Origin of the sequence: Aeromonas sp. S11(2024) (assembly GCF_041402345.1) — a bacterium.
Taxonomy (GTDB): domain Bacteria; phylum Pseudomonadota; class Gammaproteobacteria; order Enterobacterales; family Aeromonadaceae; genus Aeromonas; species Aeromonas veronii.
In genome coordinates this window covers 96,789-120,312 of record NZ_JBGLRC010000001.1, presented here as the reverse complement: position 1 = coordinate 120,312, position 23,524 = coordinate 96,789, and the positions used below count along the sequence as shown (strand labels likewise).

Annotated in this window: 19 protein-coding genes and 1 riboswitch; of the genes, 15 read left to right on the top strand and 4 right to left on the bottom strand. The window is 59.8% G+C overall.

Going from position 1 to position 23,524, the window contains the following annotated elements; translation table 11 throughout:
* Nucleotides 1-20 precede the first annotated feature (20 nt).
* The 4 genes from ACB040_RS00505 (at nt 21) to ACB040_RS00490 (ending at nt 6,193) form a co-directional block, all read left to right on the top strand.
* On the top strand, nt 21-701 hold the full coding sequence (locus tag ACB040_RS00505) for an ABC transporter ATP-binding protein (RefSeq protein ID WP_371153872.1): 681 nt from the start codon (nt 21-23) through the stop codon (nt 699-701).
* Between the two features lie 30 nt (nt 702-731).
* Entirely contained in the window at nt 732-3,161 is a 2,430-nt protein-coding gene (locus ACB040_RS00500) for an FtsX-like permease family protein (RefSeq protein ID WP_371153874.1), read from the top strand.
* Nucleotides 3,158-4,243: a lipocalin-like domain-containing protein gene (locus ACB040_RS00495; RefSeq protein ID WP_371153876.1), complete on the top strand. Its 1,086-nt coding sequence runs from the start codon at nt 3,158-3,160 to the stop codon at nt 4,241-4,243. Before ACB040_RS00500 ends, ACB040_RS00495 begins: the two co-directional genes overlap by 4 nt.
* A 660-nt stretch (nt 4,244-4,903) precedes the next feature.
* A complete protein-coding gene (locus ACB040_RS00490; RefSeq protein ID WP_371153878.1) occupies nt 4,904-6,193 on the top strand; it encodes a hypothetical protein in 1,290 nt (429 codons plus the stop codon).
* Between the two features lie 189 nt (nt 6,194-6,382).
* Here ACB040_RS00490 and ACB040_RS00485 read toward each other — a convergent pair whose 3' ends face one another.
* Nucleotides 6,383-7,174 (bottom strand): alpha/beta fold hydrolase, encoded by a 792-nt coding sequence (locus ACB040_RS00485; RefSeq protein ID WP_005333728.1) that lies wholly within the window; start codon nt 7,172-7,174, stop codon nt 6,383-6,385.
* 118 nt (nt 7,175-7,292) lie between these two features.
* Here ACB040_RS00485 and ACB040_RS00480 point away from each other — a divergent pair, with 118 nt between their 5' ends.
* From ACB040_RS00480 to ACB040_RS00470, 3 genes are read left to right on the top strand one after another with little or no spacing between them, the layout of a single operon-like run.
* Nucleotides 7,293-7,676 carry an MmcQ/YjbR family DNA-binding protein gene (locus ACB040_RS00480; RefSeq protein ID WP_247822628.1) on the top strand — a complete coding sequence of 128 codons (384 nt, stop codon included), beginning with the start codon at nt 7,293-7,295 and terminating at the stop codon, nt 7,674-7,676.
* Nucleotides 7,673-8,161, top strand: coding sequence for a GNAT family N-acetyltransferase (locus ACB040_RS00475; protein WP_371153880.1), 489 nt, complete (start codon nt 7,673-7,675; stop codon nt 8,159-8,161). The genes ACB040_RS00480 and ACB040_RS00475 overlap by 4 nt, the downstream gene beginning before the upstream one ends.
* A gap of 57 nt (nt 8,162-8,218) precedes the next feature.
* On the top strand, nt 8,219-8,554 hold the full coding sequence (locus ACB040_RS00470) for a DUF3802 family protein (protein WP_005333735.1): 336 nt from the start codon (nt 8,219-8,221) through the stop codon (nt 8,552-8,554).
* Nucleotides 8,555-8,815: 261 nt separating this feature from the next.
* Here the strand turns inward: ACB040_RS00470 and msrA are convergent, their stop codons facing one another.
* Nucleotides 8,816-9,448, bottom strand: a complete 633-nt coding sequence (gene msrA, locus ACB040_RS00465; RefSeq protein ID WP_216948451.1) for a peptide-methionine (S)-S-oxide reductase MsrA — start codon at nt 9,446-9,448, stop codon at nt 8,816-8,818.
* A 268-nt stretch (nt 9,449-9,716) separates the two neighbouring features.
* On the opposite strand from msrA, the gene argA reads away from it, so the two are divergent.
* Both argA and lysC read left to right on the top strand, forming a co-directional pair.
* Nucleotides 9,717-11,045, top strand: a complete 1,329-nt coding sequence (gene argA, locus ACB040_RS00460; RefSeq protein ID WP_005345063.1) for an amino-acid N-acetyltransferase — start codon at nt 9,717-9,719, stop codon at nt 11,043-11,045.
* Between the two features lie 107 nt (nt 11,046-11,152).
* A riboswitch (Lysine riboswitch) is annotated at nt 11,153-11,376 on the top strand.
* Nucleotides 11,377-11,466: 90 nt separating this feature from the next.
* A complete protein-coding gene (lysC, locus tag ACB040_RS00455; RefSeq protein ID WP_159158708.1) occupies nt 11,467-12,819 on the top strand; it encodes a lysine-sensitive aspartokinase 3 in 1,353 nt (450 codons plus the stop codon).
* 82 nt (nt 12,820-12,901) lie between these two features.
* Here the strand turns inward: lysC and ACB040_RS00450 are convergent, their stop codons facing one another.
* Nucleotides 12,902-13,987, bottom strand: a complete 1,086-nt coding sequence (locus tag ACB040_RS00450; protein WP_371153884.1) for a hypothetical protein — start codon at nt 13,985-13,987, stop codon at nt 12,902-12,904.
* Nucleotides 13,988-14,242: 255 nt separating this feature from the next.
* Here ACB040_RS00450 and ACB040_RS00445 point away from each other — a divergent pair, with 255 nt between their 5' ends.
* Nucleotides 14,243-16,498: an LTA synthase family protein gene (locus ACB040_RS00445; RefSeq protein WP_371153885.1), complete on the top strand. Its 2,256-nt coding sequence runs from the start codon at nt 14,243-14,245 to the stop codon at nt 16,496-16,498.
* Nucleotides 16,499-16,593: 95 nt separating this feature from the next.
* Here ACB040_RS00445 and ACB040_RS00440 read toward each other — a convergent pair whose 3' ends face one another.
* Complete coding sequence (locus ACB040_RS00440; RefSeq protein ID WP_371153887.1) at nt 16,594-17,610, bottom strand: S66 peptidase family protein; 1,017 nt, start codon at nt 17,608-17,610, stop codon at nt 16,594-16,596.
* A 265-nt stretch (nt 17,611-17,875) separates the two neighbouring features.
* Between ACB040_RS00440 and ACB040_RS00435 the strand changes: the two genes are divergently transcribed.
* From ACB040_RS00435 to cysG, 5 genes are all read left to right on the top strand, one after another.
* Nucleotides 17,876-18,718 carry a patatin family protein gene (locus ACB040_RS00435; protein ID WP_371153889.1) on the top strand — a complete coding sequence of 281 codons (843 nt, stop codon included), beginning with the start codon at nt 17,876-17,878 and terminating at the stop codon, nt 18,716-18,718.
* 200 nt (nt 18,719-18,918) lie between these two features.
* Nucleotides 18,919-19,977, top strand: a complete 1,059-nt coding sequence (gene asrA, locus ACB040_RS00430; protein ID WP_371153891.1) for an anaerobic sulfite reductase subunit AsrA — start codon at nt 18,919-18,921, stop codon at nt 19,975-19,977.
* 1 nt (nt 19,978) lies between these two features.
* Nucleotides 19,979-20,818: an anaerobic sulfite reductase subunit AsrB gene (gene asrB, locus ACB040_RS00425; protein WP_371153893.1), complete on the top strand. Its 840-nt coding sequence runs from the start codon at nt 19,979-19,981 to the stop codon at nt 20,816-20,818.
* Nucleotides 20,819-20,829: 11 nt separating this feature from the next.
* On the top strand, nt 20,830-21,840 hold the full coding sequence (gene asrC, locus ACB040_RS00420) for a sulfite reductase subunit C (protein ID WP_040066440.1): 1,011 nt from the start codon (nt 20,830-20,832) through the stop codon (nt 21,838-21,840).
* Nucleotides 21,841-22,037: 197 nt separating this feature from the next.
* Nucleotides 22,038-23,429 (top strand): siroheme synthase CysG, encoded by a 1,392-nt coding sequence (gene cysG, locus ACB040_RS00415; RefSeq protein ID WP_371153895.1) that lies wholly within the window; start codon nt 22,038-22,040, stop codon nt 23,427-23,429.
* Nucleotides 23,430-23,524: the final 95 nt, after the last annotated feature.

The window sequence follows — 23,524 nt, the reverse complement described above, 5'->3', positions numbered from 1 at the left end:
GACCATCAAACGGTTACCCCATGCTGACCCTGCGCAACCTCTGCAAGAGCTTCGATAACGGCAGTGAACGACTGCCGCTGTTCCACCATCTCGATCTCGCCCTCCCCGCTGGCGAGATCACCCTGCTGCTGGGCCAAAGCGGCTGTGGCAAGTCGACCCTGCTCAATCTGATCGCCGGGTTGATTGCACCGGACGAAGGGGAGATCTGGCTGGGGGAGACCCGTATCGACACCCGCTCTCCCGACGAGCGGGCGCGCCTGCGGGGCCGCCATTTCGGCATCGTCTATCAAGATTTCAACCTGCTGCCGACCCTGACGGTGTCCGAGAATCTGGCCCTACCGCTCGCCATCAATGCGCTGCCACCGGATGAAGCCAGGATTGACCAGTTGCTGCAGCGGCTCGATATGAGCCACAAGCGCCATGCCTGGCCGGAGCAGCTCTCCGGCGGCCAGCGACAGCGGGTGGCGCTGGCCCGCGCCCTTATCCATCAGCCCAGTTGGCTGCTCGCCGACGAGCCCACCGGCAGCCTCGATGAGCACAATGCCGAACAGGTGATGGCGTTGATGGTAGCGGCAGTGCGAGACACAGGTGCAGGCTTGCTGCTGGTGAGCCACAACCCCGCCTATGCTGCGCTGGCCGACAGGGTGCTGCGCCTCGAAGGGGGCCAACTTATAGAACTCAAGGGACCCCGTCATGACTAAACGGCGACTGCGCCTGCCGGGAGCACGCTGATGCTGCCACTCAAAGCGCTGCTGCGCCTCTATCGCAGCCACCCCTGGTTGCTGCTGATGAGTCTGGCCGGGCTGGTATTGGGAGTATCGCTGGTGGTGGCCATCGAGCTGCTCAATCACAGTGCCCGCACCAATTTTGTCGCCGCACGCAGTCAGCTGGCAGGGGAAGCCAACTATCGGCTGGCCCCCGCTGGCGGGCTGGATGAACAGCTTTACGTGCAACTGGTGACCAGCCAGCCCGCCCTCGATGCCATGCCCCAGCTCCATGGCTGGCTCAAGGATGAAGAGGGGCGCAGCTTTCAACTGCTGGGAATGGATCTCTTCAACCCCGGCCCCCTGCGCCAGCTGTTTGGCGCCCAACCCGCGAGCGAACCCGCCTTTTCCCTCAACCGTGCCGACAGCATCTGGCTGGCAGCCCCCGAAGCGGCGCGCCTTGGCTGGCAAGCGGGCCAAAGCCGCCGCTTTGTCTTGGGCGGCAGCGATGGCGCCAGCGCCAAACCCCTAACCCTGACGCTGGCAGGCACGTTTGAACCGGGCGCCGTGCCCATGGAGCGGCTGCTGATAACCGACATCGGCCTCGCCCAGCCGCTGCTGGATAAAGCGGGTCGGCTCGATCGCATCGTCTTCAAGCTAAGCGACGCCGAGGCTCGCACCCTGCAGGCCACCCTGCAAACCGATTACCCGAACCAGCCCTTGTGGCTTGAGCCCATCAGCCCGGCGCTCGATGCCAGCCAGCTTGGCGATGCGCTGGCCCTTAATCTGACGGCGCTCTCATTGCTCGCCATGGCGGTGGGATTGTTTCTGGTGTTCAACGCCCAGCGATTTGTGCAGAGCGTGCGCCGCCCCCAGCTGGCCCAGTTGATCATTCTGGGAATGGGGCCGAGTCGGGTGCTTCGCTGGCTAATTCTGGAGCTGCTTATTCTCGCCACCCTCGGCACCTTGCTCGGGGTGCTGCTCGGCAGCCTGTTGGCGCTGGCCCTGATGGGGCAACTGACCCAGGTGCTGGCCGATCTCTATGGGCCCAACCCCATCGATCTGCTGCGCCTCTCCCCTGTGAGCCTGCTCAAGGCGCTGTTGATCGGGCTGCTCGGCACGCTGGCCGCCAACCTGCCCGGCTGGTGGCAACTGCTGCGCCAATCCCCCCTCGAACTGCGAGCGGGAAGCAGCCGTCCCCCCGCTCACCCGTGGCGACGGCGCGTGCTGGCCATCGCCATCTTGCTGCTGTGCGCTCTGTGCCTGTGGTTGCCGCAAACCGGTTTGACCGGCGCCCTCTTTATCGCCGGCGGCTGGCTGCTTGCCATGGCGCTCTGGCTACCCGATGCCCTGCGCGGCCTGCTTGGCTGGTTGCGACGGCGCGCGGGCGGCCCCCTCACCGCCCGGCTCGGGGTGGCCGAGACCCTCTATCACCTCGACCGCACCGCCATCGCGGTGATGGCGTTGCAGCTCGCCATCGCGGCGGCCATCGGCATCGGGGTCATGGTGTCGAGCTTTCGCTCAAGCGTGGAGATCTGGCTCGGCCAGCGTCTGGCCGCCGATCTCTATGTCACCGCCCCCAAGGGGGTGGCGGGCAACAAGGGCACATTGAGCGACGCCACCCTTAAGACCCTGCTCGCCAATCCGCTGGTGAGCGCCGCCTCGCGCCGCTCGGTTCACCCTGCCCGCTGGCAGGGGCAGCCCATCGAGTGGGCGCAGATGGATTTTATCCCCCAGCTTAAAGCGGCCTATCCGCTGCTGGCCGGACGCTGGCCCACCCATCCCGACGAGGTGCTGGCGAGCGAACCGCTGACGGTACGCCTCGGGGTCAAGGTGGGCCAGACATTGGCGATCAGCGGCGAGCAGGGGCCAAGGCAGTTCACCGTCACCGGCGTCTATCAGGACTACGGCAGCGACAAGGGGCAGATCCTGCACGCCTTCGAGGCAGGAGCGGTGCAATCCCTCGCCCTCTTTAGCAACGACCCCGAGCAGCTGGCCGACCGCCTGCGCGAGCGCTTTGGCGAGCAGCTCAATCTGCTCTCCGCCCCCGCCATCCACAGCGCGGCGCTCAAGGTGTTTGACCAGACCTTTGTGGTGACCGAACTATTGAAACTGCTGATCTTGGGCATCGCCTTTGTCGGGGTCGGCTCGGCCTTTATGGTGCTGGGACTGGCGCGCCGTGGCGAGTTGCAGATCTTGCAGAGTCTGGGCTTGAGCCCCCACCACTGCCGCCAGCTGCTGGTGTGGCAAGGAGCGGGATTGGGGCTGCTCACCGCCCTGCTGGCCCTGCCGGTGGGGTATGGCCTCGCCTGGGTGCTGATCGAGGTGGTTAACCCCCGCGCCTTTGGCTGGCGCCTCGCCTTCGAGGCCGCCCCCCTTCATGCGGTCACCGCCCTGTTGCTGGCGCCGGTATGTGGCGCACTGGCATCCTGGTATGCGGCAAGGAAAATTGTATGAAACAGATCAAAGGGTGGCCGCTGGCGCTGGGTATGCTCTGGACGCTCTATAGCGGGGCTATCGCTGCCAGCGATCTGGGCGCCCTGCTCGGCGGCGGCAGCGACAACTTTAAAAAGGTGCAGCCGGGGCAAACCATCCAGCTGCCGGAGGATCACGCCGCCCACCCCGATTACCGCTCCGAGTGGTGGTATCTCACCGGCAACCTCAAGGATGAGCAGGGGCGCGAATATGGCATGCAGTGGACCCTGTTTCGCCAGGGTATCGAGCAAGCACTTCGCACCAGCAACCCCTGGCTCACCCCCCAGCTCTGGCTGGCCCAGTTTGCCATCACGGATCTCGACCGTGGCAGCCACCAGCAAGATGAACGGGCCAGTCGGCAGGGGCCGGGGCTGGCGGGGGCCAGCGGCGGCCAATATTGGCTCAGGGAGTGGCGGCTTGCCTCCCAAGGGGCTGCGCTCTTCCCCGCCACCCTCAAGGTGCAGAGCAAGATTGGCGAGCTGAACCTCACCGTCACTGCCGCCAAGCCGCTGGTGCTGCAAGGCAAGGCCGGTTACAGCGAGAAGAGCCCGGGCAACGCCTCCTTTTACTACTCCTACCCGCGCCTGCAGCTGAGCGGCACCCTGACTCGCGATGGCGAAACCCGCACCGTCACCGGACAAGGCTGGTTTGATCACGAGTGGAGCAGCTCGGTATTGGCCGAATGGCAATCGGGCTGGGACTGGTTTTCGCTGCAACTGGCCGATGGCCGCGAGCTGATGCTGTTTCGCCTGCGCACCAAGGCGGGCCGCGCTAATCCCGAAAACCAGCCCGAAAACCGCTACGGTATCTTGATTGAGCGGGATGGCAGCAGCCGGGTGCTCGCCCCCGACGCGATTCGCCTCAACCCGGGCAACACCTGGCGCGGCCCCAAGGGGCAGGATTACCCCGTCGAGTGGCAATTAAGCGCCGCCGGAATGAACCTCACCATCAAGGCCCGTCAGCCCAATCAGGCCATGACAGGTCGCTTTGACTACTGGGAGGGAGCGGTCTCTATCTCGGGGGATGCCAAGGGGGTCGGCTATCTGGAGATGACCGGCTACTGAACACCCTCGACAAACGTGGCCGGTCTGATCGATGACCTAAAAACAAATCGCCCTGATAACAGGGCATCACACTGATTTTGCCCAGCCCCCCCTGTCACTTGGCATCAGTCGTCAAGGATGCCTTTTCTGTTTGTTTATCGAACAACCCTCCCCCGTTCAACCCGCAGCCAATTTGGCACTAGTCTGATCCTCGTCAAAAAACCTTTCAAAATCCGAGCGATAACTAACTTTTTACTCACTTTTGTTGGTAGGTGTTTGATACCTTGCTCATCTGGCCCTCACAGCCCCAAAAGCAGCCGAGGTAAGCCCATGATTTACCAATTTTCATTCTGGTTAAAGGTCGCACTCGGGGAGCTGTAACCCCGTGCGGTAGCTATTTTTCATCACTATTTATCTTGCTAGAGATTCAATCAATTCTATCCATGACCATTTTATATGCAGCATTTCTATACATATGAAAAACTCCAAAAAACTGCGGCTAAATGCGCATGACCGATCATCATAAACACTGTAATTTACTAAGTTATGTTTCTACTTACCCCACCATTCCGTTCCAGATTTTTGATACTGATGTCATTTTTAATTAGATAATTATCTATTAAATATGTGGATGTGCACTCGATACTTTACTTCTTTAAAGCATATTCGTTCTTGGAGGTGATGTTGTATAAAGAATTAACAGAAAAACAAATTAGAATTATCAACAGAGATCTCAAGTTAATTTTTTCAATCAAGGGGATATTATTACCTAAAAATATTGAAGGCATAATAAAATTAGGGATTTTCTCACCAAGAGTAAAGCTCAAGGATCGGGAATTATATCTATCTAAGGAAGGGATTACTGCATTAGAAAGAATTTGCGAGATAATTTCAAACCTCAATAAATACAAAGGGCTTCTTAATTACAATGACATATATCAATCCGTTATATTAGAACTTGGGAAATGGTTTGAAATCATATTAATGCCAGACGCATATGATTTTTTTGTATCGCTAGACACGGCATTATCGAAGAATATCCAAACATCCAACTTTATTTGTCGAATAGATGGTATATCCCTTAATGGGTTGAACAAAACTAATATCGGAGGCAAAACAATAAAGATATATGATAAGTCTGACTTGAATGGTGCTAGCGACGTCCACAAAAATATAAAATCCCATATCAATCGTGAATACCATGAAAGCCTCATAATAATAGGAAGCGAACACGGTAGTAACTCTGTAGCAATGGAAAAATTCTATTTCAACGCAGAGCTATCCCTTTCGATTATAAGACTTTATTCATGCGCACTGTATAAAAGGTCTATACATAAAGTTAATATAAGATTGATAAATGATTGTACACATTCATACGGTTCAGCAAGTTGCATTCGTCAAGATGAATACAGCCACGATATAACATTCACCAGTTATGGAAAATCAACCCAAGATTTTAAAATAGATAATGAGTTATTAACTCTCTTGGATAAGGAAATGTTTTTCGAGACTATTTCTTCGTTAGTCAGTAAAGACTACAGGAATGAGCTAGAAAATGCGATTATTAAATCACTATATTGGATAGGAGAGTCTCAAAAGGATCAATCCAATCCGTCTGCATTCGTAAAACTTTGGTCTGCTTTAGAATGTTTTTTCACTCTAGAAAAAGGAGATATTACAGAGCGCAACGCGCGTGGAATCGCATCAATAATAATGTATGGGGACTTTCATCATATAGATTTTAAAGATTATAGTCAGCTTAAGCAAAAAATAAAAAAACACTATAAATCTCGTTCTAAGATAGTTCATCACGCAGAGTTCTCTCAAATAGATAACATTCAACTTGAAGAAATGGCATTTATTGCCTGTTGGGTAACCATAGCCATGGCGGTCTTGCTAACGCGTGGATATACGAAGCTATCTGATATTGAACGAGAAGCGCAGAGACTAGATGCGATGCATCATAATTAATGAAAGCATACTTTAAATATTATACGTATGGTGCATATAACCTCCATATATACACCACAGGTGTATTAATCCAGCTAGATTTTCATTTTTTTCGCCGCCAGTTCTACCAGATGTAGGCATCTGTGATAGGGAATACCTTTATATTTGTTTAAGCTCCAACACTAAGTTACTGACATATGGATCAACAGATTACTTCCTCCCGCCCCCCAGCGATTGAATAAACGCCAGGGTACGACGATTAAACTGCTCCGGCTGTTCCACATTGCAGACATGGCCGCACTGCTCGATTACCGCCAGCGAGGAGCTGGCATCGCGGGCCACCTGTTCGCGCACCGGTGCCAGAAACATATGATCCTCCTCCCCCATCACATAAAGCGTGGGAATGGGCAGGGAGCGTTCGCGAAAATAACGCATCAGCGGGTTAACCTCGGTGGCGAGGCGGAACCAGCGTTTGAACTCTTTCTGGCAGAGCTTGCGGGCTTCGCGCACAAAGAGGTTGCGCGACTCCTGATGGTGCTGGCGCGGCATGATGATGAAGGCAAACAGCCGGTAGAGCCACATATAGGGCAGGAAGTGCTGGCCGAGTCGGCCCAGTTGCACCAGCACCCGCGAGCGGATATCGAGCCGCAAAATGGCGCCCCCCAGTACCATGCTTTTCACCCGCTCCGGGCAGAGCTCGGCCAGATGGCGAATAAGGATGGTGCCAAGGGAGATGCCGACAAAGTGGGCGCGGCGGATATCGAGATGATCGAGCAGCCGAACGATATCTTCGGTCACTTCCCGAAAGCTGTAGTGGCCTTTGACCACCTGTTGCAGCTGGTGGGACTGGCCGTGGCCGCGCAAGTCCAGCAGCAGCACGTTGAAGTGCTCGCGATAGGCGCGCAGCTGCTTGAACCAGATGGAGGAGCTGCCACCGGCGCCGTGGACAAACACCACCCAATCCCGCTCGGGACCCAGTTCGAAAGTCTTGTGATACAACATCCAATAGGCTCCCTTGGTGATGGGGGGTATACTCGGCTGCGCGCATATTAACAGAACAGGCCCGCCGATAGATATGCGCCTGACATGACCCGGATCACCCCTTGCGCGAGAACCCACCATGGATTTGACCCGTTTGCGCCACTTTCTGCTCTCCCTGCCGGGCGCCACCGAAGATACCCCGTTTGGCCCGGAGATCCTGGTCTACCGCATCGCGGGCAAGATGTTTGCGCTGGTGGATTGGCAGGCCGAGCCGCTTACCATCAACCTCAAATGCGAGCCAGAACTGGCGTTGCTGCTGCGCGAGATCCACCCCGAGGTCAAACCGGGCTGGCATATGAACAAGCAACACTGGAACACAGTGACCCTGAACAGCACCTTGCCGGATGATCTGTGGCAGGGCTGGGTGCACCACTCCTATGAGCGGGTTGTCGCGGGTCTGCCCAAAGCCAAACGGCCACAGGCGCAGCGCCCCCTCTCCCCCACTGACGACCCAACCTTATGACCCCAGCACTTAGTCCAGCACTTTGTATTGTCCCCCTTGGTGAGGCACATATCCCCGCTCTCGTGACCCTGTTTGAGCAGGCGGTGCGACGCAGCGGCCCCGAGCACTACAGCGCCGAGCAGGTGGAGCAGTGGGCCCTCGGTTCACAACATCCAGGCTTTGTCAGCCAGCTGCGTGAACACCACGGCTGGGTGGCGGAGCTGGCAAATGTGCCCCTCGGGTTTGTCACTCTGAGCTCCGATGGACACCTCAGTCTGCTCTATGTCAGCGCCGACCATCAGCGCCAGGGACTGGGCAATCTGCTGCTCACCACGGCGCTCGCGGGGGCCAGAGGGCTCGGTATGACCCTCATCACCACCGAGGCCAGCGCCTTCAGTTATGAGCTATTTTTACGACATGGCTTTACGTTGACCGGGCTGGAGTGCGTGGAGCGGGGCGGAGTCAGTTTTACTCGCCATCGCCTGCACTGCTGCTTGCCAAGCTAGGGCAAGCCACTAAAATACGCTTAATTTTCGTATTGTTACTGTATTGAGGCAGCAACCATGGTGGTAGAAAGTGAAGGCTATATCTCGCTGATCGAGTATCTGGTGGAGAGTTTGGGATTGTTTGAATCCCAACAGCAGAACGATGGTGAAGAGACCATCGAAGATCTGGTCAGTGGCCGTGTTGCCAGCAATCTGATGGCCATTTGCGAGCAAAACCCCCAGCTCGATCCCAAGGTGCGTTTCGCCATCATGCAGGAGGCCGACGCCGTGGTCGCCGATCTGGAAGAGGTGCTCTCCGCCGTCTGGCTGCGCGCCCCGACCCCGGAACAGAAAACCTTCCTCATCGAGTTTATCGATCTCATCAAGAACCTGTTCGACAGCGCCATCGGCTGATCTGCCGTCCGGCTCTCCCGCCCAACGCAAGATTGCAAAACAGCAGATAAGGAAAAGGGCCGCCTTGGTGGGCAGCCCTGCTTGCTATCATTTTCAACCCGCCAGTGCGTTCATTCATCAGGCGGTTATCAAGGCAAGAAACGTGTCTGGACTTTGCATCCGATCCCTGGACGCTACCTAGTTAGTCCCGACTGGTCGCAATAAGTTCCCTCCTCCGACCATTTATTTTCACTTTTATTAAGAAATCGACTACAAACCTGTTCAGCGGTTCAGGCTGGGCGGCAAACAGACTCCAATGCCACCCAATCCGCAGTAACCATCCGGGTTTTTCTCCAGATATTGCTGATGGTAATCCTCGGCGTAGTAGAAGGGCGCCAGCGGCAAAATGCGGGTGGTAATGGCACGACTGTCGCCGCTCGCCGCCATCGCCTGCTGATAGGCCGCCATGCTCTGCTGGGCAATGATCTGCTGGCTCTCATCGCCATAGAAGATCACCGAGCGATACTGGGTGCCAATGTCCCCGCCCTGACGCATCCCCTGCGCCGGATCGTGCTGCTCCCAGAACAGTCTGAGCAGATCGCCGTAGCTGATCACCGCCGGATCAAACACCACCTGCACCGTCTCGGCATGGCCGGTCAGGCCGCTGCACACCTCTTTGTAGGTGGGATTCTGGGTCACGCCGCCCTGATAACCTGCCGCGGTGGAGTAGACGCCAGGTTGCTGCCAGAACAGACGCTCCACGCCCCAGAAACAGCCCATGCCAAACCAGGCCACCGCCATCCCTTGTGGCCATGGGCCCTGAGTCGGGTTGCCATTCACCGCATGCTGCTGACCAATCACCATCGCTTCGCGTCGTCCCGGCAGGGCATCTGCCGGTGAAATAATCTGTTCCATGAATTCTGTCCTTGTATAAAACCCTGTGAAATCACACAGCTGACGAAAAGGAGCATCGAAGATAGCAGTTTATCGCGCCGGATCAACCGGCGGGCCCCTCCCCGCTCGCTCCGGCGGCTATCTGCGCTTCCAACCATCCTTTCCCGATCCGCACGGCCAAGCCGCCCCTCGTAGACCAGAAACAGCCAAAATCAATATTTAATCTTGATTTGTGAATTAATTTTCATATATTGAGCCAATCGCTGTTTTTTTATGGAAGAAATATCAAGTGCGTGAACGCGAACCCAGTCTGGTCAATGCCTTCCGGCAATCCACCCCCTATGTCAATGTGCATCGGGGTGCCACCTTTGTGCTGATGATGGGGGGAGAAGCCATCTGCCACCCCAACTTCGCCAATATCGTCAGCGATATCGCCCTGCTGCAGACACTAGGCATACGCCTGGTGCTGGTGTTTGGTTCACGTCCGCAAAACGATGAAGCGCTGGCCCGCGCCGGTATCGAGGCCCAGTATCACAAGCGGATCCGGGTCACCGATGACGAAAGTTTCACCATCATCAAACAGGTGTGTGGCGGCCTGCAATATGACATCACCGCCCAGCTCTCCATGGGGCTCGCCAACACCCCCATGCAGGGGGCGCGGATCAGCGTGGTGAGCGGCAACTTCGTCACCGCCCAGCCGCTGGGGGTGGATGATGGCATCGACTTTTGCCATAGCGGCCGGGTGCGCCGCATCGACGTGGAGGGGATCACTCGCCAGCTCGACCAGAAGAGTCTGGTGCTCATCTCCCCCATCGGCTGCTCGGTCACCGGCGAGAGCTTTAACCTGAGCTCCGAAGAGGTGGCCCGCCGGGTGGCGGTCGATCTCAAGGCGGACAAGCTCATCTGCTTCAGCAGTACCCAGGGGGTGATGGACAGACGCGGCGAAGCTATCTCCGAGCTCTTCCCCGAACAGGCCGAAGAGCTGCTGGTGGAGCTGGAGCAGGCGGGGGAAGAGATGTCCGGCACCGCCCGCTACCTGCGTGCGGCCATTGCCTCCTGCCGTGGCGGCGTGCCCCGCTCCCATCTGGTGAGCTATCAGGATGATGGCGCCATGTTGCAGGAGCTGTTCAGCCGTGACGGCCTCGGCACCCAGATCGTGCGGGAAAGTGCCGAGCAGGCCCGCGCCGCCACCATCGAAGATATCGGTGGCATTCTGGATCTTATTCGCCCGCTGGAGGAGGAAGGCATTCTGGTGCGCCGCTCCCGCGAGCAGCTGGAGATGGAGATCGACAAGTTCACCATCATCGAGCGCGATGGCCTCATCATCGGCTGCGCGGCCCTCTACTGCTTTATGGAAGAGGCGATGGCGGAGATGGCCTGCGTTGCCATCCACCCCGACTATCGCAACTCCAACCGGGGGGATCAGCTGGTGGCCAAGGTGGCCGAGCGGGCCAAACGGCTTGGCATTCGCCGTCTGTTCGTGCTCACCACCCGCTCCATCCACTGGTTCCGGGAGCGGGGCTTTGATCCGCTGGAAGTGGAAGATCTGCCGGTGGCGCGTCAGCGTCTCTACAACTGGCAGCGCCGTTCCAAGGTTTTGTCAAAGACCATTGCCTAAGTCATTGATCCTGGGTTGAGTTAGCCGACAATTTGAACTTTTTCACAAACTCGATTGACAGTGCAATCCAACGCAGGGTATTTCTAAATGCACTCCACCGCCCTGGTGGAGCCAGAAGAGGAGCGCTGCCCAGGCAGCCCAAGGGAGGACGCCAGCGTCCGGTGAACTTGGGTTAGGGGGAGCAGCGCCGAGACGAGTGAGGAGACTGGTGACCTCAACGTCGGCTGCGGGGGCTGAATCCCCCGGGTTGTCATCGGTAGTGATCATCCCACACCGCGCCCTGTCAGGGGCGGTACGGGATGGGCTCTGCAGGTGGAGTGCTTCTGGCCGGGATAGCTACGTTCATTCCTGCCATTTTCAGCCTCCTCCTCTCTTTTTTGCCCGATGGAACCGGAATCTTAAAATAAGACAGGAGTAAGCAATGAGCCCGATCAATGTCGCCAAGTTTGGCGGAACCAGTGTCGCCAACTTCCCGGCCATGAATCACTGCGCCGACATCGTGCTGGCCAATCCCGCCACCCGGGTGGTGGTACTGAGCGCCAGCGCCGGCGTCACCAACCTGCTGGTCGCTCTGGCTCAAGGGGAGCTGGACGAAGCGGGCCGCGACGAGCAGCTGGCCAAACTGGCCGGGATCCAGCAGGCCATTCTGAGCGATCTCGGCAACCCTGTTGATGTGAGCGCCCTTATTCATGGCCAGCTGGACGAAATTCGCCTCATGGCCCAGCAAGCTCACCAGCATACCGATGCGGAGCTGGCCGACCGCCTCATTGCCTGCGGCGAGTTGATGTCTACCCGCCTCTTTACCGAGCTGCTGCGCCAGCGCGGCGTCAAGGCCCACTGGCAGGATGTGCGCCAGCTGATGCGCACCGACAGCCGCTTTGGCAAGGCCACCGTCGATCTGGCCACTACCCGTACCCTCTGCCAGCAGACGCTGGGCCCGCAGCTTGGCGACAGCCTGATCATCACCCAGGGCTTTATCGGCGCCGATGGCGATGGCCGCACCACCACGCTCGGTCGCGGCGGCTCTGACTACAGCGCAGCCCTGCTCGCCGAAGCGCTCGATGCCGCCAGTATCGAGATTTGGACCGATGTGCCCGGCATCTACACCACAGATCCGCGCCTCGTCACCCGCGCCCGCCCCATTCCCGAAATCAGCTTTGTCGAGGCGGCCGAGATGGCCACCTTCGGCGCCAAGGTGCTGCACCCGGCCACCTTGCAACCGGCGGTGCGCCAGAATATTCCGGTGTTTGTCGGCTCCGCCAAGGACCCCGCCGCCGGTGGTACCTGGATCCGCGCCAGCACAGATTCAAGCCCGCTGTTTCGCGCCGTCGCCCTGCGCCGCCAGCAGGTGCTGGTGACCCTGCACAGCCTCAACATGTTCCACGCCTACGGCTTTTTGGCCGAAGTGTTCGGCATTCTGGCCCGTCACCGCATCTCGGTCGACCTCATCACTACCTCGGAAGTGAGCGTGTCATTGACGCTGGATCACACCGGCAGCCAGAGTAACGGCGAACCGATCCTGAGCGACAAGGTACTGGCCGAGCTGGGCCAGCTCTGCAAAGTGGAAGTGGAAACCGGTCTGGCACTGGTGGCGCTCATCGGCAACCGGATGAGCGAAGTGAACGGGGTGGGCAGTCAGGTCTTTGACGCCCTGCGCGAGCACAACATCCGGATGATCTGCTATGGCGCCAGCGCCCACAACCTCTGCTTCCTGGTCAAGGAGAGCGAGGCGGGCAATATCGTCAACCGCCTCCATCAGGAGCTGCTGGACTGACCCTCACCGCGAGGCGAACCAGACCATGCAACAGGGCGCCAGCAAGGCGCCCTGTTCATTTGTACTCCGCAAAGGTATTGGCTCAGGCAAAGCTGGTGGCAGGCAACTGGCAGGCGACGGCTTCCCGGCGCAGCTGCTGCAAGCGGGCCAGCAGCCCGGTCTGGCCGAGCTCCGTCTCCTGAGGCGAGAGATTGTCCACCAGCAGCGGATAGTGATCCGTCACCGCCTGCATCAGCCAATCGAGGCGACGCAGGGTGAGCGGGCCGCAGCTCTGGCCGCTCAGATCATCGGCCACATCGAGCCGGTGGCTGCGATACATGTCCCGCCACCAGTTGGCGACCAGCGCCTCGTCGCTCGCCAGCGCGGCGCTCCACTCCCCTTGCAGGGCGTGCAGGCGGGCCAGCACGGGCGCGCTGGCCCCTTCACGGATCAGGTGGTGGATCTCCCGTTTGACCCATTTCAGGCAAAGCTCGCGCCAGTAGCGAAATTGCGGCAAAGGATCGGCCTCATCGAGCCAGAGTCCGGAGAGGGTACGGGTCTCCAACCGCTCCGGTACATGGAACTGCGGGTCGACCAGACCGTTGGAGTTGTATTCAAAGCGGGGATCGAAGGTCCACATATAGCCAAAGTCGAACACGCAGATCTGCTCGCCGTCATCGAGCAGGTTCCCCGGGCTCGGGTCCCAGTCAAACCAGCCCCAGCGGGCCAGCTCACCCTGCACCTCCAGCATCTGGGCCAGATTGCGATCGTTGAGCTGATGGACCGGCACACCCCGCAACCAGGGGGAGACCAGCACCCCGGCCCGCGCCGAGCCAAAGCTGGTGCAGACCACGTGGGAGAGGACAGTAGGGTGCAGCTCGCGCAGCGCCTCGATTTCGCGCCGCCGCTCCAGCTCGGTCAGAAAGGCGGTCTTGCCATCGAGGTTGGCCACCAGTGAATCCTGACGGCGCCGCTTGAGGCACCAGTGGTGCCCCTCCACCTTGAGGTGAAACACCTCGGCGGTGAGACCGTGGCGATAGACCTTGACCACAGCCGGATGGCTATCCTTCAGCTTGACCAGTTGGGCCAGCGGCAGCGGGCAGTCGCGCTCGCGTCCGATCCGGATCTCTTCCTTGCTCTCCAGCATGCGCAGCAATCTGGCCTGACGTGCCATCACTTTGGGATTCATACATGTACCTCCAGTCGCTATCGAGAGACTAAACAGCAGATCCCTCCCAAGCCAGTGGCAAAACCCCATGATGACGCTTTCATCACATATTCCGAACAACCCCTCGATCGGGATCACAATTTGCAAGGTTGAGCTGTAACCAAATATTCATTAAGTGGTCATTAAATTGACAAGCTGAAACAAGGCCCGCACCATCGGGTCAAACTCTATGCGGATGAACGATCTCTCCCTCACTCGCTCAAAGGATGAGCTTATATGAATCGCCCCTCCTCAGGCCGCCCCCGCGTTCTGAGTCTGCCCTCTCTACTGCTTGCCCTGCTGGGCGGATTGCTGCTGCTGACCCTGTTGTTGCCGCTGATTAATCCCGGTAGCTGGCTGGGCCGTGCCCAGCCGCTGGTGCTGGGCCCCGCCGACAATCCGCTGGCCACCCTCACCCGCCACGCCCTGCTCTATAAAAGCGACAGCCGCGGCCTCTATCTGGTGGTGCGCAGCCAATGGCAGTTGCGAGGGCCATTGCAAGCGGGGGACAAGGTGCGGGTGGAGCTTCTCAACGACAAGGGGGAGCGGATCGACCAGCTGAGTCAAGCGGTGGATAAGCGTCAGGTGTGCCGCAATAACCGCTGCTCGCTGGATCTCAACAGTACCCTGCGCGCCCCAGATGACGCGCTAGCAAGCCGTTATCAGTTGCGCATCGGTCTGCTGCTCAAAGATCGCCCCGAGAGCGGCGATTTCAGCCAGATCCTGCAAACCCTGCCCGAGCAGGGCTTCAACCTCACCTATCTGGTGGTGAGCCTGACCCTGGTGCTGGCCCTGAGCGCCGCCGTGCTCAAGACGGTGCTGCCAAAGCTGCGCCGCAGCCTGCGCTGGCGGATCATCGGCAGCCTGCTGCTCGGCAACCTCACCTTCGTGCTGCTGCACGGCTTCGTGGTGTTCAAGCTGGGGGAGTTTCTGCTCTGGTCAGGCTTTCGGCCGGAGCACTACTATCTCGCCTGGGGCAGTATGGTGCTGGGCTGGAGCCTCTGCGCGCTGGCTGGCTTCAACCTCTATATGGGGCTGGTCTTTACCGCGCTGTCAGGCATAGGTCTGCTGGCCAACTTTATGAAGATCGCCATCTACGGCGTGCCGCTCGGGGGAGACGATTTTGGCAACCTGCTGGCGCTGCTGCGGATCCTGCTCGACCAGCACCCCATCCTGCCCATCTTCACCGTGTTGCTGGCTCTGTTGCTCTGCTGGCGCTTTGCCCTGTCACGCTGGGTGTTGCGCACTGCCGCCGCCACCGTCGCCTTCTTTGCCCTGTGCGTCTTTGCCACCCAGACCGGCAACAAGCTGCTGGGGGCCAACATTCGCTACGTGGATCGCGCGGTCAACTACCACAGGGACATCATCCGCTCCGGCCCCGGCCTCTATCTGTTCAATCTGGTGGACGAGATGCTGCAAAGCGGCAGCGTGTTTCGCTACCCCTTGCAGATCAACGAGCTGGCCCCGCAGCTGAGCTATCCGCCCCAGGGCATAGCGCCGCGCTGGGATCTGGTGATCGTGCTGCAATATGAGTCGCTCTGGCTCGACTGGAAGGGGCGGATCTGCGCCCCGGCTCCCACCCTCTCCCTGCCCGCCAGCGTGCAGCAGTGGCAAAAGACCATCCACTCCCCCACCACCGGCGGCATGACGGTGCTGGCGGAGTTCGAGATGAACACCGGCCTGCCGGTGGGCTTGCTCAAGCAGGGCGTGGTGCCCTACTACTACCTCTCGCAGCAGGTGCCGGGATTGGCCCAGAGCGCCAGACAGAGCGGCTACCAGACCTTGTTCGCCCACCCCTATGTAGAGAAGTTCTGGGGCCGCGCCAAGGCGATCCCGGCGCTGGGGTATGATGAGCGCTGGTTCGATACCCGCTTCACCACCCTTGAGCACAAGGGACTCTATATCTCCGATGATGCCCTCATCGACCACCTGCTCAAGCGCAGCGAGCAGGATGACAAACCGCTGTTTGCCTATGCAGTCACCATGCAGGGGCACGGCCCCTTCGATGGCCCCCGCTATCAGGGGCAGGAGCGCAGCGGCGCCTGCCCGAACCAGAGCGAGAGCGACACCCAGCTGCTCAACACCTACTACACAGGGGTGGTGGATGCCATGGCCTCGCTGGAGCGGCTGCTCAAGACCCTCGACCAGTCGGGCAAGCGCTATCTGGTGGTGGCCTTTGGCGATCACCAGCCGTTTTTGATGTCCGCCGGCAAGGGGATTCACGGTGACAAGCCGGCGCGCGATGCCACCTACCAGATCCCCATGATGGCCTTCACCCGCGCCGATGACCCCCTCAATCTGGCGACCCAGTTTGCGCCGGTGCGCCAGCTCTACCAGATGGGTCAGGCCACCCGCCAGCTGCTGGCGGGGGATATCACCCCCATCGAAGAGAAGCCCCTTCTCCATCCGGTGCTGGGCGAGGAGAAAGGGTTCGACCCTTCAAGCCTGGTGCCGCAGATCCGCGCCAGCTTCCGGCCCGATGCCCTGCCCTGACAATGTCATCCCCCAACAACAGACAAGGCCGCATCAGCGGCCTTGTTGTTTGACATCCATTTTTGACATGCCTGTTTTTCACATCAATTGGACGCTCACCCGGCTTGCCACCAGGGCTGCAGCAAGGTGAGCTGCTGACGGTCGAGATCCAGCTCAGCCTCAACGCCCAGCGGCAACGTCAGCATGGGGTGGGTATGGGCGCAGTCAAACTCCGCCAGAATGGGGAAGCTCGGCTCCCCCACCACCTCCAGCAGGATATCGAGGGGGTGCTTGCCGCTACCCTGATCGTTGAACAGCTCGTGCTTGCCGAGAATAAGCGCGCCGATCCGCTCAAACACCCCGCACAGCTTGAGATGGGCAAAGGAGCGCTCCAGCGTCTCGGCAGATTTCAGGCTGTCCTCCAGCAGCAAAATGTCGCCGTGCTCGATGACGGGCATATAGGGGGAGCCCCAGATCCCCGCCATGGTGTTGAGGTTGCCGCCCATCAGTCGCCCCACTACCCAGCCTGAGCCCACCGAGATCAGCCGATTGGGCTGGCAGCGCTTGGCCCGGGTCTGGTTCTCCCAGTCCAGCCGTTCATCGCTCCACTTTGCCGGGGTGGGCAGCGTGCAGGGGACGCCAGCTTCGTCGGCCAACGCAATCTGTAAAAAACTGGCCAGCGTCTCATCCGCCAACGGCGGCAACTCGCCAAAGGAGGCCACCAGCGCCGGGCCATAAAAGGTAACCAGGCCAGTTTGGGCATGGATGCCGAGCAGCAACGCCGTCACGTCTGAGTAGCCGACGATGATCTTGGGATCGCGCCTCAGCGCCTCAAAATCGAGATAAGGGAGCAGGGAGTTGGAGTTGCTGCCGCCAATCACCGACATGATGCAGCGTACTTCTGGGTCGCGAATAAGGGCATTGAGCTCCTCGGCCCGCGCGGCGATGGAGCCGGATCGCCAGTGATCCTGCTGGCCGGTGAGACTGCCCGCCTTGAGCCTAAAGCCCTGCCCCTCAAGAAAGGCTTTTGCGCGGGCAAAACGGTTGGGTGCCCAGGCGGTCGCCGCGCTGGAAGGGGAGAAAAAAGCGATGGTATCGCCACGTCGGAGCAGCGGGGGAACCAATAACGTCATGACACACTCATCCTTGCCAATATCCAGCCATCACAGAGTCGTTGAGACTCCTACACAACCCCTTTGATCACAACGGGTTTATCACCATCGTTTAGAAATACAAAACACTTGATTCATTATTAACAGATATTCTAAACACTATCCCCTTCCTAGAATGACCTCATTGCGATGGCCAACCCCGGTTGGTTGTCAGAACGGTCGGCCTGACAGCCCGAACGTTCTCTTTCCCACTTTTTCTCTCTGACTTATCAATGAGGTGCCTGTCATGAACAAAAACGCATCCCCCAGCGCATTGGTTGTAGAAGGCGGCGCCATGCGCGGCATATTTGCCAGCGGCGTGCTGGATGCGTTTATCGAGCATGACTATCGCCCCTTTGACTTCGCCATCGGCGTCTCGGCGGGGGCCACCAACTTGCTGGCTTATCTCGCCAGCCAGCATGGCCGCAGCCACGAGATCCTGACCAAACTGGCGTGCAGCCAGCAGTTTATGGATCCCCTGCGTTTTGCCAAAGGAGGCAATTTGGTGGATATCCACTGGCTGTGGAACACCAGCTGCCGCAAGTATCCCCTCGACATTCACGCCTACCGGGAGACCGCCATCCCCTTCTATGCGGTGGTGACCAATACCCTGACCGGCAAGGCGGAGTACATCCGGGTCAAGCCGGAAAACATGAACGAGGTGCTGCCCGCCAGCTGCGCCATTCCCCTCGCCTCCCACGAATACCCGGAGGTACACGGGGTACCGATGACAGATGGCGGGGTGGCCGACTCCATCCCGGTGATCGAGGCCTACCGCCGCGGTGCCCGTCACCTGACGGTGATCCTCTCCGAGCCCCTTGGCTATCGGCTCAAGCCGATGCCCTTCCCCTGGATGATCCGCACCCTGCTCAAGACCCGCCCCGCGCTGGCACAGGCGCTGGAGCAGCGGGATCGCAGCTACAACGAGGCGCTCGATTTTATCGCCAATCCGCCGGAGGACTGCCAGATCGAGGTGATCGCCCCGGCCGACTACTTCCCCGTTTCCCGTTTTACCCGCGATATCAACAAGCTGGAGATGGGATACGTGATGGGCAAGTGCGCAGGCTATCAGGCCGCCCTGCTCAATTGATAAGGGTTTTACAGGCATGACCCGACCTGCCGCGACGCACGCGCCGCCAACACAATAACAATCGGGTCAGTTGAGCAACATGAGTCATAAAAACAGACCGTGGCGAGGCAAGCGCGGCCAGAACCGGTGCCAGACCCCCTGACCGGCCCGCTCCTCATCCCTATGCCAGGGCATCTCACCCTCATACAAGGTGTTTATTTATGTCGTTTCTTCTCACCCATCCCGCGCTGGCGCAGCTGTTCGAGCGGCTGCTGCCCGATTACCGGATCATGGCGCCCGCGGCCGAATATCGGGGCGGCCGCTTCTCCGACACCGACAACGTCACCTACCACAGCATCCGCCATCCGGCCGATCTGGTGTGGCAGGAGAAGTCCCACTTCTCCCCAAAAGAGGTGGTGCTCCCCATCACCCAGACCCTGTTCCACTTCGACAATCTGGAGCTGCGCGAATCAAAGGTGGAGGCCAAACCCACCCTGCTGTTCTTGCGCAGCTGTGATATCCACGCTCTGCGCAGGCTGGATCAGGTCTACCTGAAAAATGGCCAGAACAGCGACGTCTACTACGCCCGGCTGCGCAGCAAGCTCAAGCTGGTGCTGCTGGAGTGCCGCGAGAGCTTCGAGAACTGCTTCTGCGTCTCCATGGGCAGCAACGAGACCCAGGACTACGCCGCCGCCATTCGTCTGAGCGATGAGGGTGCCCGTATTGAGGTGAAGGATCCCGAGCTGCTCGGCTACTTTGCCGAGCTCGGTGAATCCGATGACTTCACCCCGGAATTTGTCCAGAGCAACCCGGTCAAGGTACGCACCCCGGACAGCGTCTGTGACGACCCCCAGCGGATCCGACAGATCCTCACCGCCCATCCGGTCTGGGCCGAGTACGACACCCGCTGCATCGGCTGCGGCCGCTGTACCACCGCCTGCCCGACCTGCAGCTGCTACAGCGTGCACGACCTCACCTATGCGGAGAACCCCAAGCAGGGCGAGCGCCGTCGCCAGTGGGCTAGCTGCATGGTGGATGGCTTTAGCGACATGGCCGGTGGCCACGGTTTTCGCGCCAAACATGGCGAGCGCCTGCGTTATCGCGCCCTGCACAAGGTCAACGACTACAAGGCCCGTCAGGGAGAGGAGCACATGTGCGTCGGCTGTGGCCGCTGCGACGATCGCTGCCCTCACTACATCTCCTTTAGCAACATCATCAACAAGATGACCGATGTGGTCGAACAGACCATCGCAGCCGACAACGCGCAGGGGGCGAACTGATATGTGCCAGTGCCAGCAAACCGCAACAGCAGAACAACAGCAGGAAGCAGTCGAAAACCGCCTGCTGCCCAAGGCCTACACCATTCTGGCCATCGAGCGTCACACCGAGCTGGAGTGGAACTTTCGGGTCTCCCGCGACTTTGATGTCCACTACGGCCAGTTTGTGGAGATCTCCCTGCCCACCGTTGGCGAGGCGCCCATTTCGGTCTCCGACTATGGCGATGGCTATGTGGATCTGTTGATCCGCAAGGTCGGCAAGGTAACCGATGCGCTGTTTGCCCTCGATGTGGGCGACAAGGTGTGGATGCGCGGCGTCCACGGCAACGGCTATCCGCTGGAGACCTATCGCAACCAGCACCTCATCGTGGTGGCGGGCGGCACCGGCGTCGCGCCGGTCAAGGGGCTGCTGCGCCGCTTCAGCAAACATCCGGAAGAGGTGAAATCCCTCGACATGATCCTCGGCTTCAAGAACGAGCAGGCGGTGCTCTATCGCCACGAGATGCCGCTCTGGGCCGAGCAGCAGAACCTCATCGTCACCCTGGACGAGGGCAAGGAGAGCGAGCAGTTTCGCATCGGCCGGGTCACCGACTACATCGACCAGCTGGATCTCTGTGACAAGGAGGATATCCAGGTGATCGTGGTCGGCCCCCCCATCATGATCCGCTTCGTGGTGCTCGCCTTCCTCGAGCGGGGCATCCCCAAGGATCGCATCTGGGTCGACTACGAACGCCGCATGGCCTGCGCCGTGGGCAAGTGTGGCCACTGCCGGATGGGCGACACCTATATCTGCGTGGATGGACCGGTCTTTCGTTTTGACCAGGCCCAGCATCTGATCGACTGAGGGAGAACACCATGAGTCTCGATATCGACATCATCAAGGCCCGCGCCAAGAACGAATACCGCCTCTCCAAGGTGCGCGGCGAAGCGATGATCAGCGTACGCATTCCCGGCGGGATCATGCCCGCCCACCTGCTGGCGGTGGCCCAGCAGATCGCCGAACAGTACGGCAACGGCCTGATCCACCTCACCACCCGCCAGAAGCTGGCGATGCCCGGCATCAAGTATCAGGACATGGACAAGGTCAACGCCGCCCTCGAACCCTTTATCAAGGAGATCGAGGTGGAGACCTGCGGCATCGAGGTAGAGGACACCACAGCCGGTTACCAGACCATCGGCGGGCGCAACATCGTCGCCTGTCAGGGCAACACCATCTGCCAGAAGGGCAATATCGACTGCACAGGGCTGGCCCAGCGGATGGAGAAACACCTCTACCCCAACCCCTATCACCTCAAGATGGTGATCGCCGGCTGCCCCAACGACTGCGCCAAGGCCAACATGGCCGACTTCGGCATCCTCGGCATCGCCAAGATCCACTTCAATGCCGAGCGCTGCATCGGCTGTGGCGCCTGCGTCAAGGCATGCAGCCACCACGCGGTGGATTGCCTCGCCATCAAGCATGGCAAGGCGGTCAAAGAGGAGAGCAAGTGTATCGGCTGTGGCGAGTGCGTGCTGGCCTGCCCGACCCTGGCCTGGCAACGGGATCCCAAGCAGCTCTACATGGTCAAGCTGGGGGGACGCACCAGCAAGAAGACCCCCCGTACCGGCAAGCTGTTCCTCAACTGGGTGACCGAAGAGGTGCTGCATGCGGTGATCAAGAACCTGTTCGAGTTCGAGGCCGAGATGCTGGATGGCAAACCCATCTACCTGCACATGGGTCACCTTATTGACCGGGCCGGTTATCACAAGTTCAAGGAGCGGGTGCTGCGCGGCGTCACCCTCAACCCGGAAGCCATGGTCGCTGACCGCATCTTCTGGGCCGAAGATCAGTACGTCGCCAACATGCACGTCAAAGCGGTGCAATAGGAAAAACCTCGTTTGGGGAAGCGTGATCAAGTGGCCGACACCGGTGGGGATCTGTCGTTGGCCCGGGCGTAGATCACCCTTCCCCTTTTTTATTCCCGTCGGGGGATCTTTCCCCCGACCATCCGGGGTGCGTCACGGCGCGCCCTGCTATCTCGCCCGGCGCGGCATTGCGAGCGGGCCTGCATCCGGAGCCTGTTATGGACTTTCTCCCTCTCTTCTGTCAGCTGCAAAACAAGCCGGTCCTGATCGTCGGCGGCGGTGAGGTGGCGGTGCGCAAGGCGCGCCTGCTGCTCGATGCCAAGGCGAAGATCACCATCAATGCCCCGCACCTGGAACCCCAGCTGATGAGCTGGGCCGAGCAGGGTCGCCTGACCGTCTGCGCCGCCAATTTTCATCCCGAACTGCTCGATGGCAAGTGGCTGGTGATCGCCGCCACCAATAATCCAGAGGTCAATCATCAGGTCTTTCACGAGGCGAGCCTGCGCCAGATCTTCTGCAATGTGGTGGACTCTCCCGCCCACTGCAGCGCCATCATGCCCGCCATCATCGACCGCTCGCCGCTGATGGTGGCCATCTCCAGCGCAGGCACGGCGCCGGTACTGAGCCGCCAGTTGCGGGAAAAACTTGAAGCCATGCTGCCGCAACACCTCGGCCAGCTCGCGGCGCTGGCGGGCAAGCTGCGCGAGCGGGTCAAACTCATTCCGGACAAGCTGGCCCGCCGCCGCTTCTGGGAGCGGCTCTTTAGCCATGAGCGACTGGCATGCCAACTGGCCCGCGGCCAGCAGCAGGCCGCCGAGCAGAGTGTCAACAAGCTGCTGGACGAACCACAGCAAAGTCATGGCAGCGTCACCCTGGTCGGTGCGGGCCCAGGCGATGCGGGGCTGCTTACCCTAAGCGGTCTGCAGCAGTTGCAGCAGGCGGATGTGGTGGTCTATGACCGGCTGGTGTCGCAGGAGGTATTGGCACTTGTTCGCCGGGATGCCGAGCGGATCTTTGTTGGCAAGGAGGCGGGCCGCCACTGTGTGCCCCAGCAGGCGATCAACCAGCTGTTGCTGGAGCAGGCGCAGCTGGGCAAACAGGTGGTGCGGCTCAAGGGGGGCGATCCCTTTATCTTTGGCCGGGGTGGCGAGGAGCTGGAAACCCTGGCCGAGGCGGGCATCCCCTTCTCGGTGGTACCGGGCATTACGGCTGCATCGGGTTGCGCCGCCTACAGCGGCATTCCCCTCACCCACCGCGATCACGCCCAACGGGTGCAGTTCATCACCGGGCATGACAAGGAGGGCAATATCGCCCAGGAGTGGTCGGCGCTGGCCGCCCCACGCCAGACCCTGGTCTTCTACATGGGGCTGGCCCACGCCGCCCGCATTCAGGATGCGCTGCAAACCCACGGCATGCCCGGCCACACCCCGGTGGCGCTGGTGGAGCAAGGCACCCAGCTCAGTCAGCGGGTGGTGCGCGGCGAGCTGCGGCAGTTGGCCGAACTGGCCCGTCAGGTGAAGAGCCCGAGTCTCATCATCATCGGCTCGGTGGTCACTCTGGCCGACAAGCTGGACTGGTATGGGGAAACCAACGCCATCCACGGCATCTAACCCCGCACGGCGATCAACCAATAGAGACAACAAAGCAGAGAGCGGCCATGCCGCTCTCTGCTTTTTGCATCAATGACCAAGCCGTGGCACGGCGC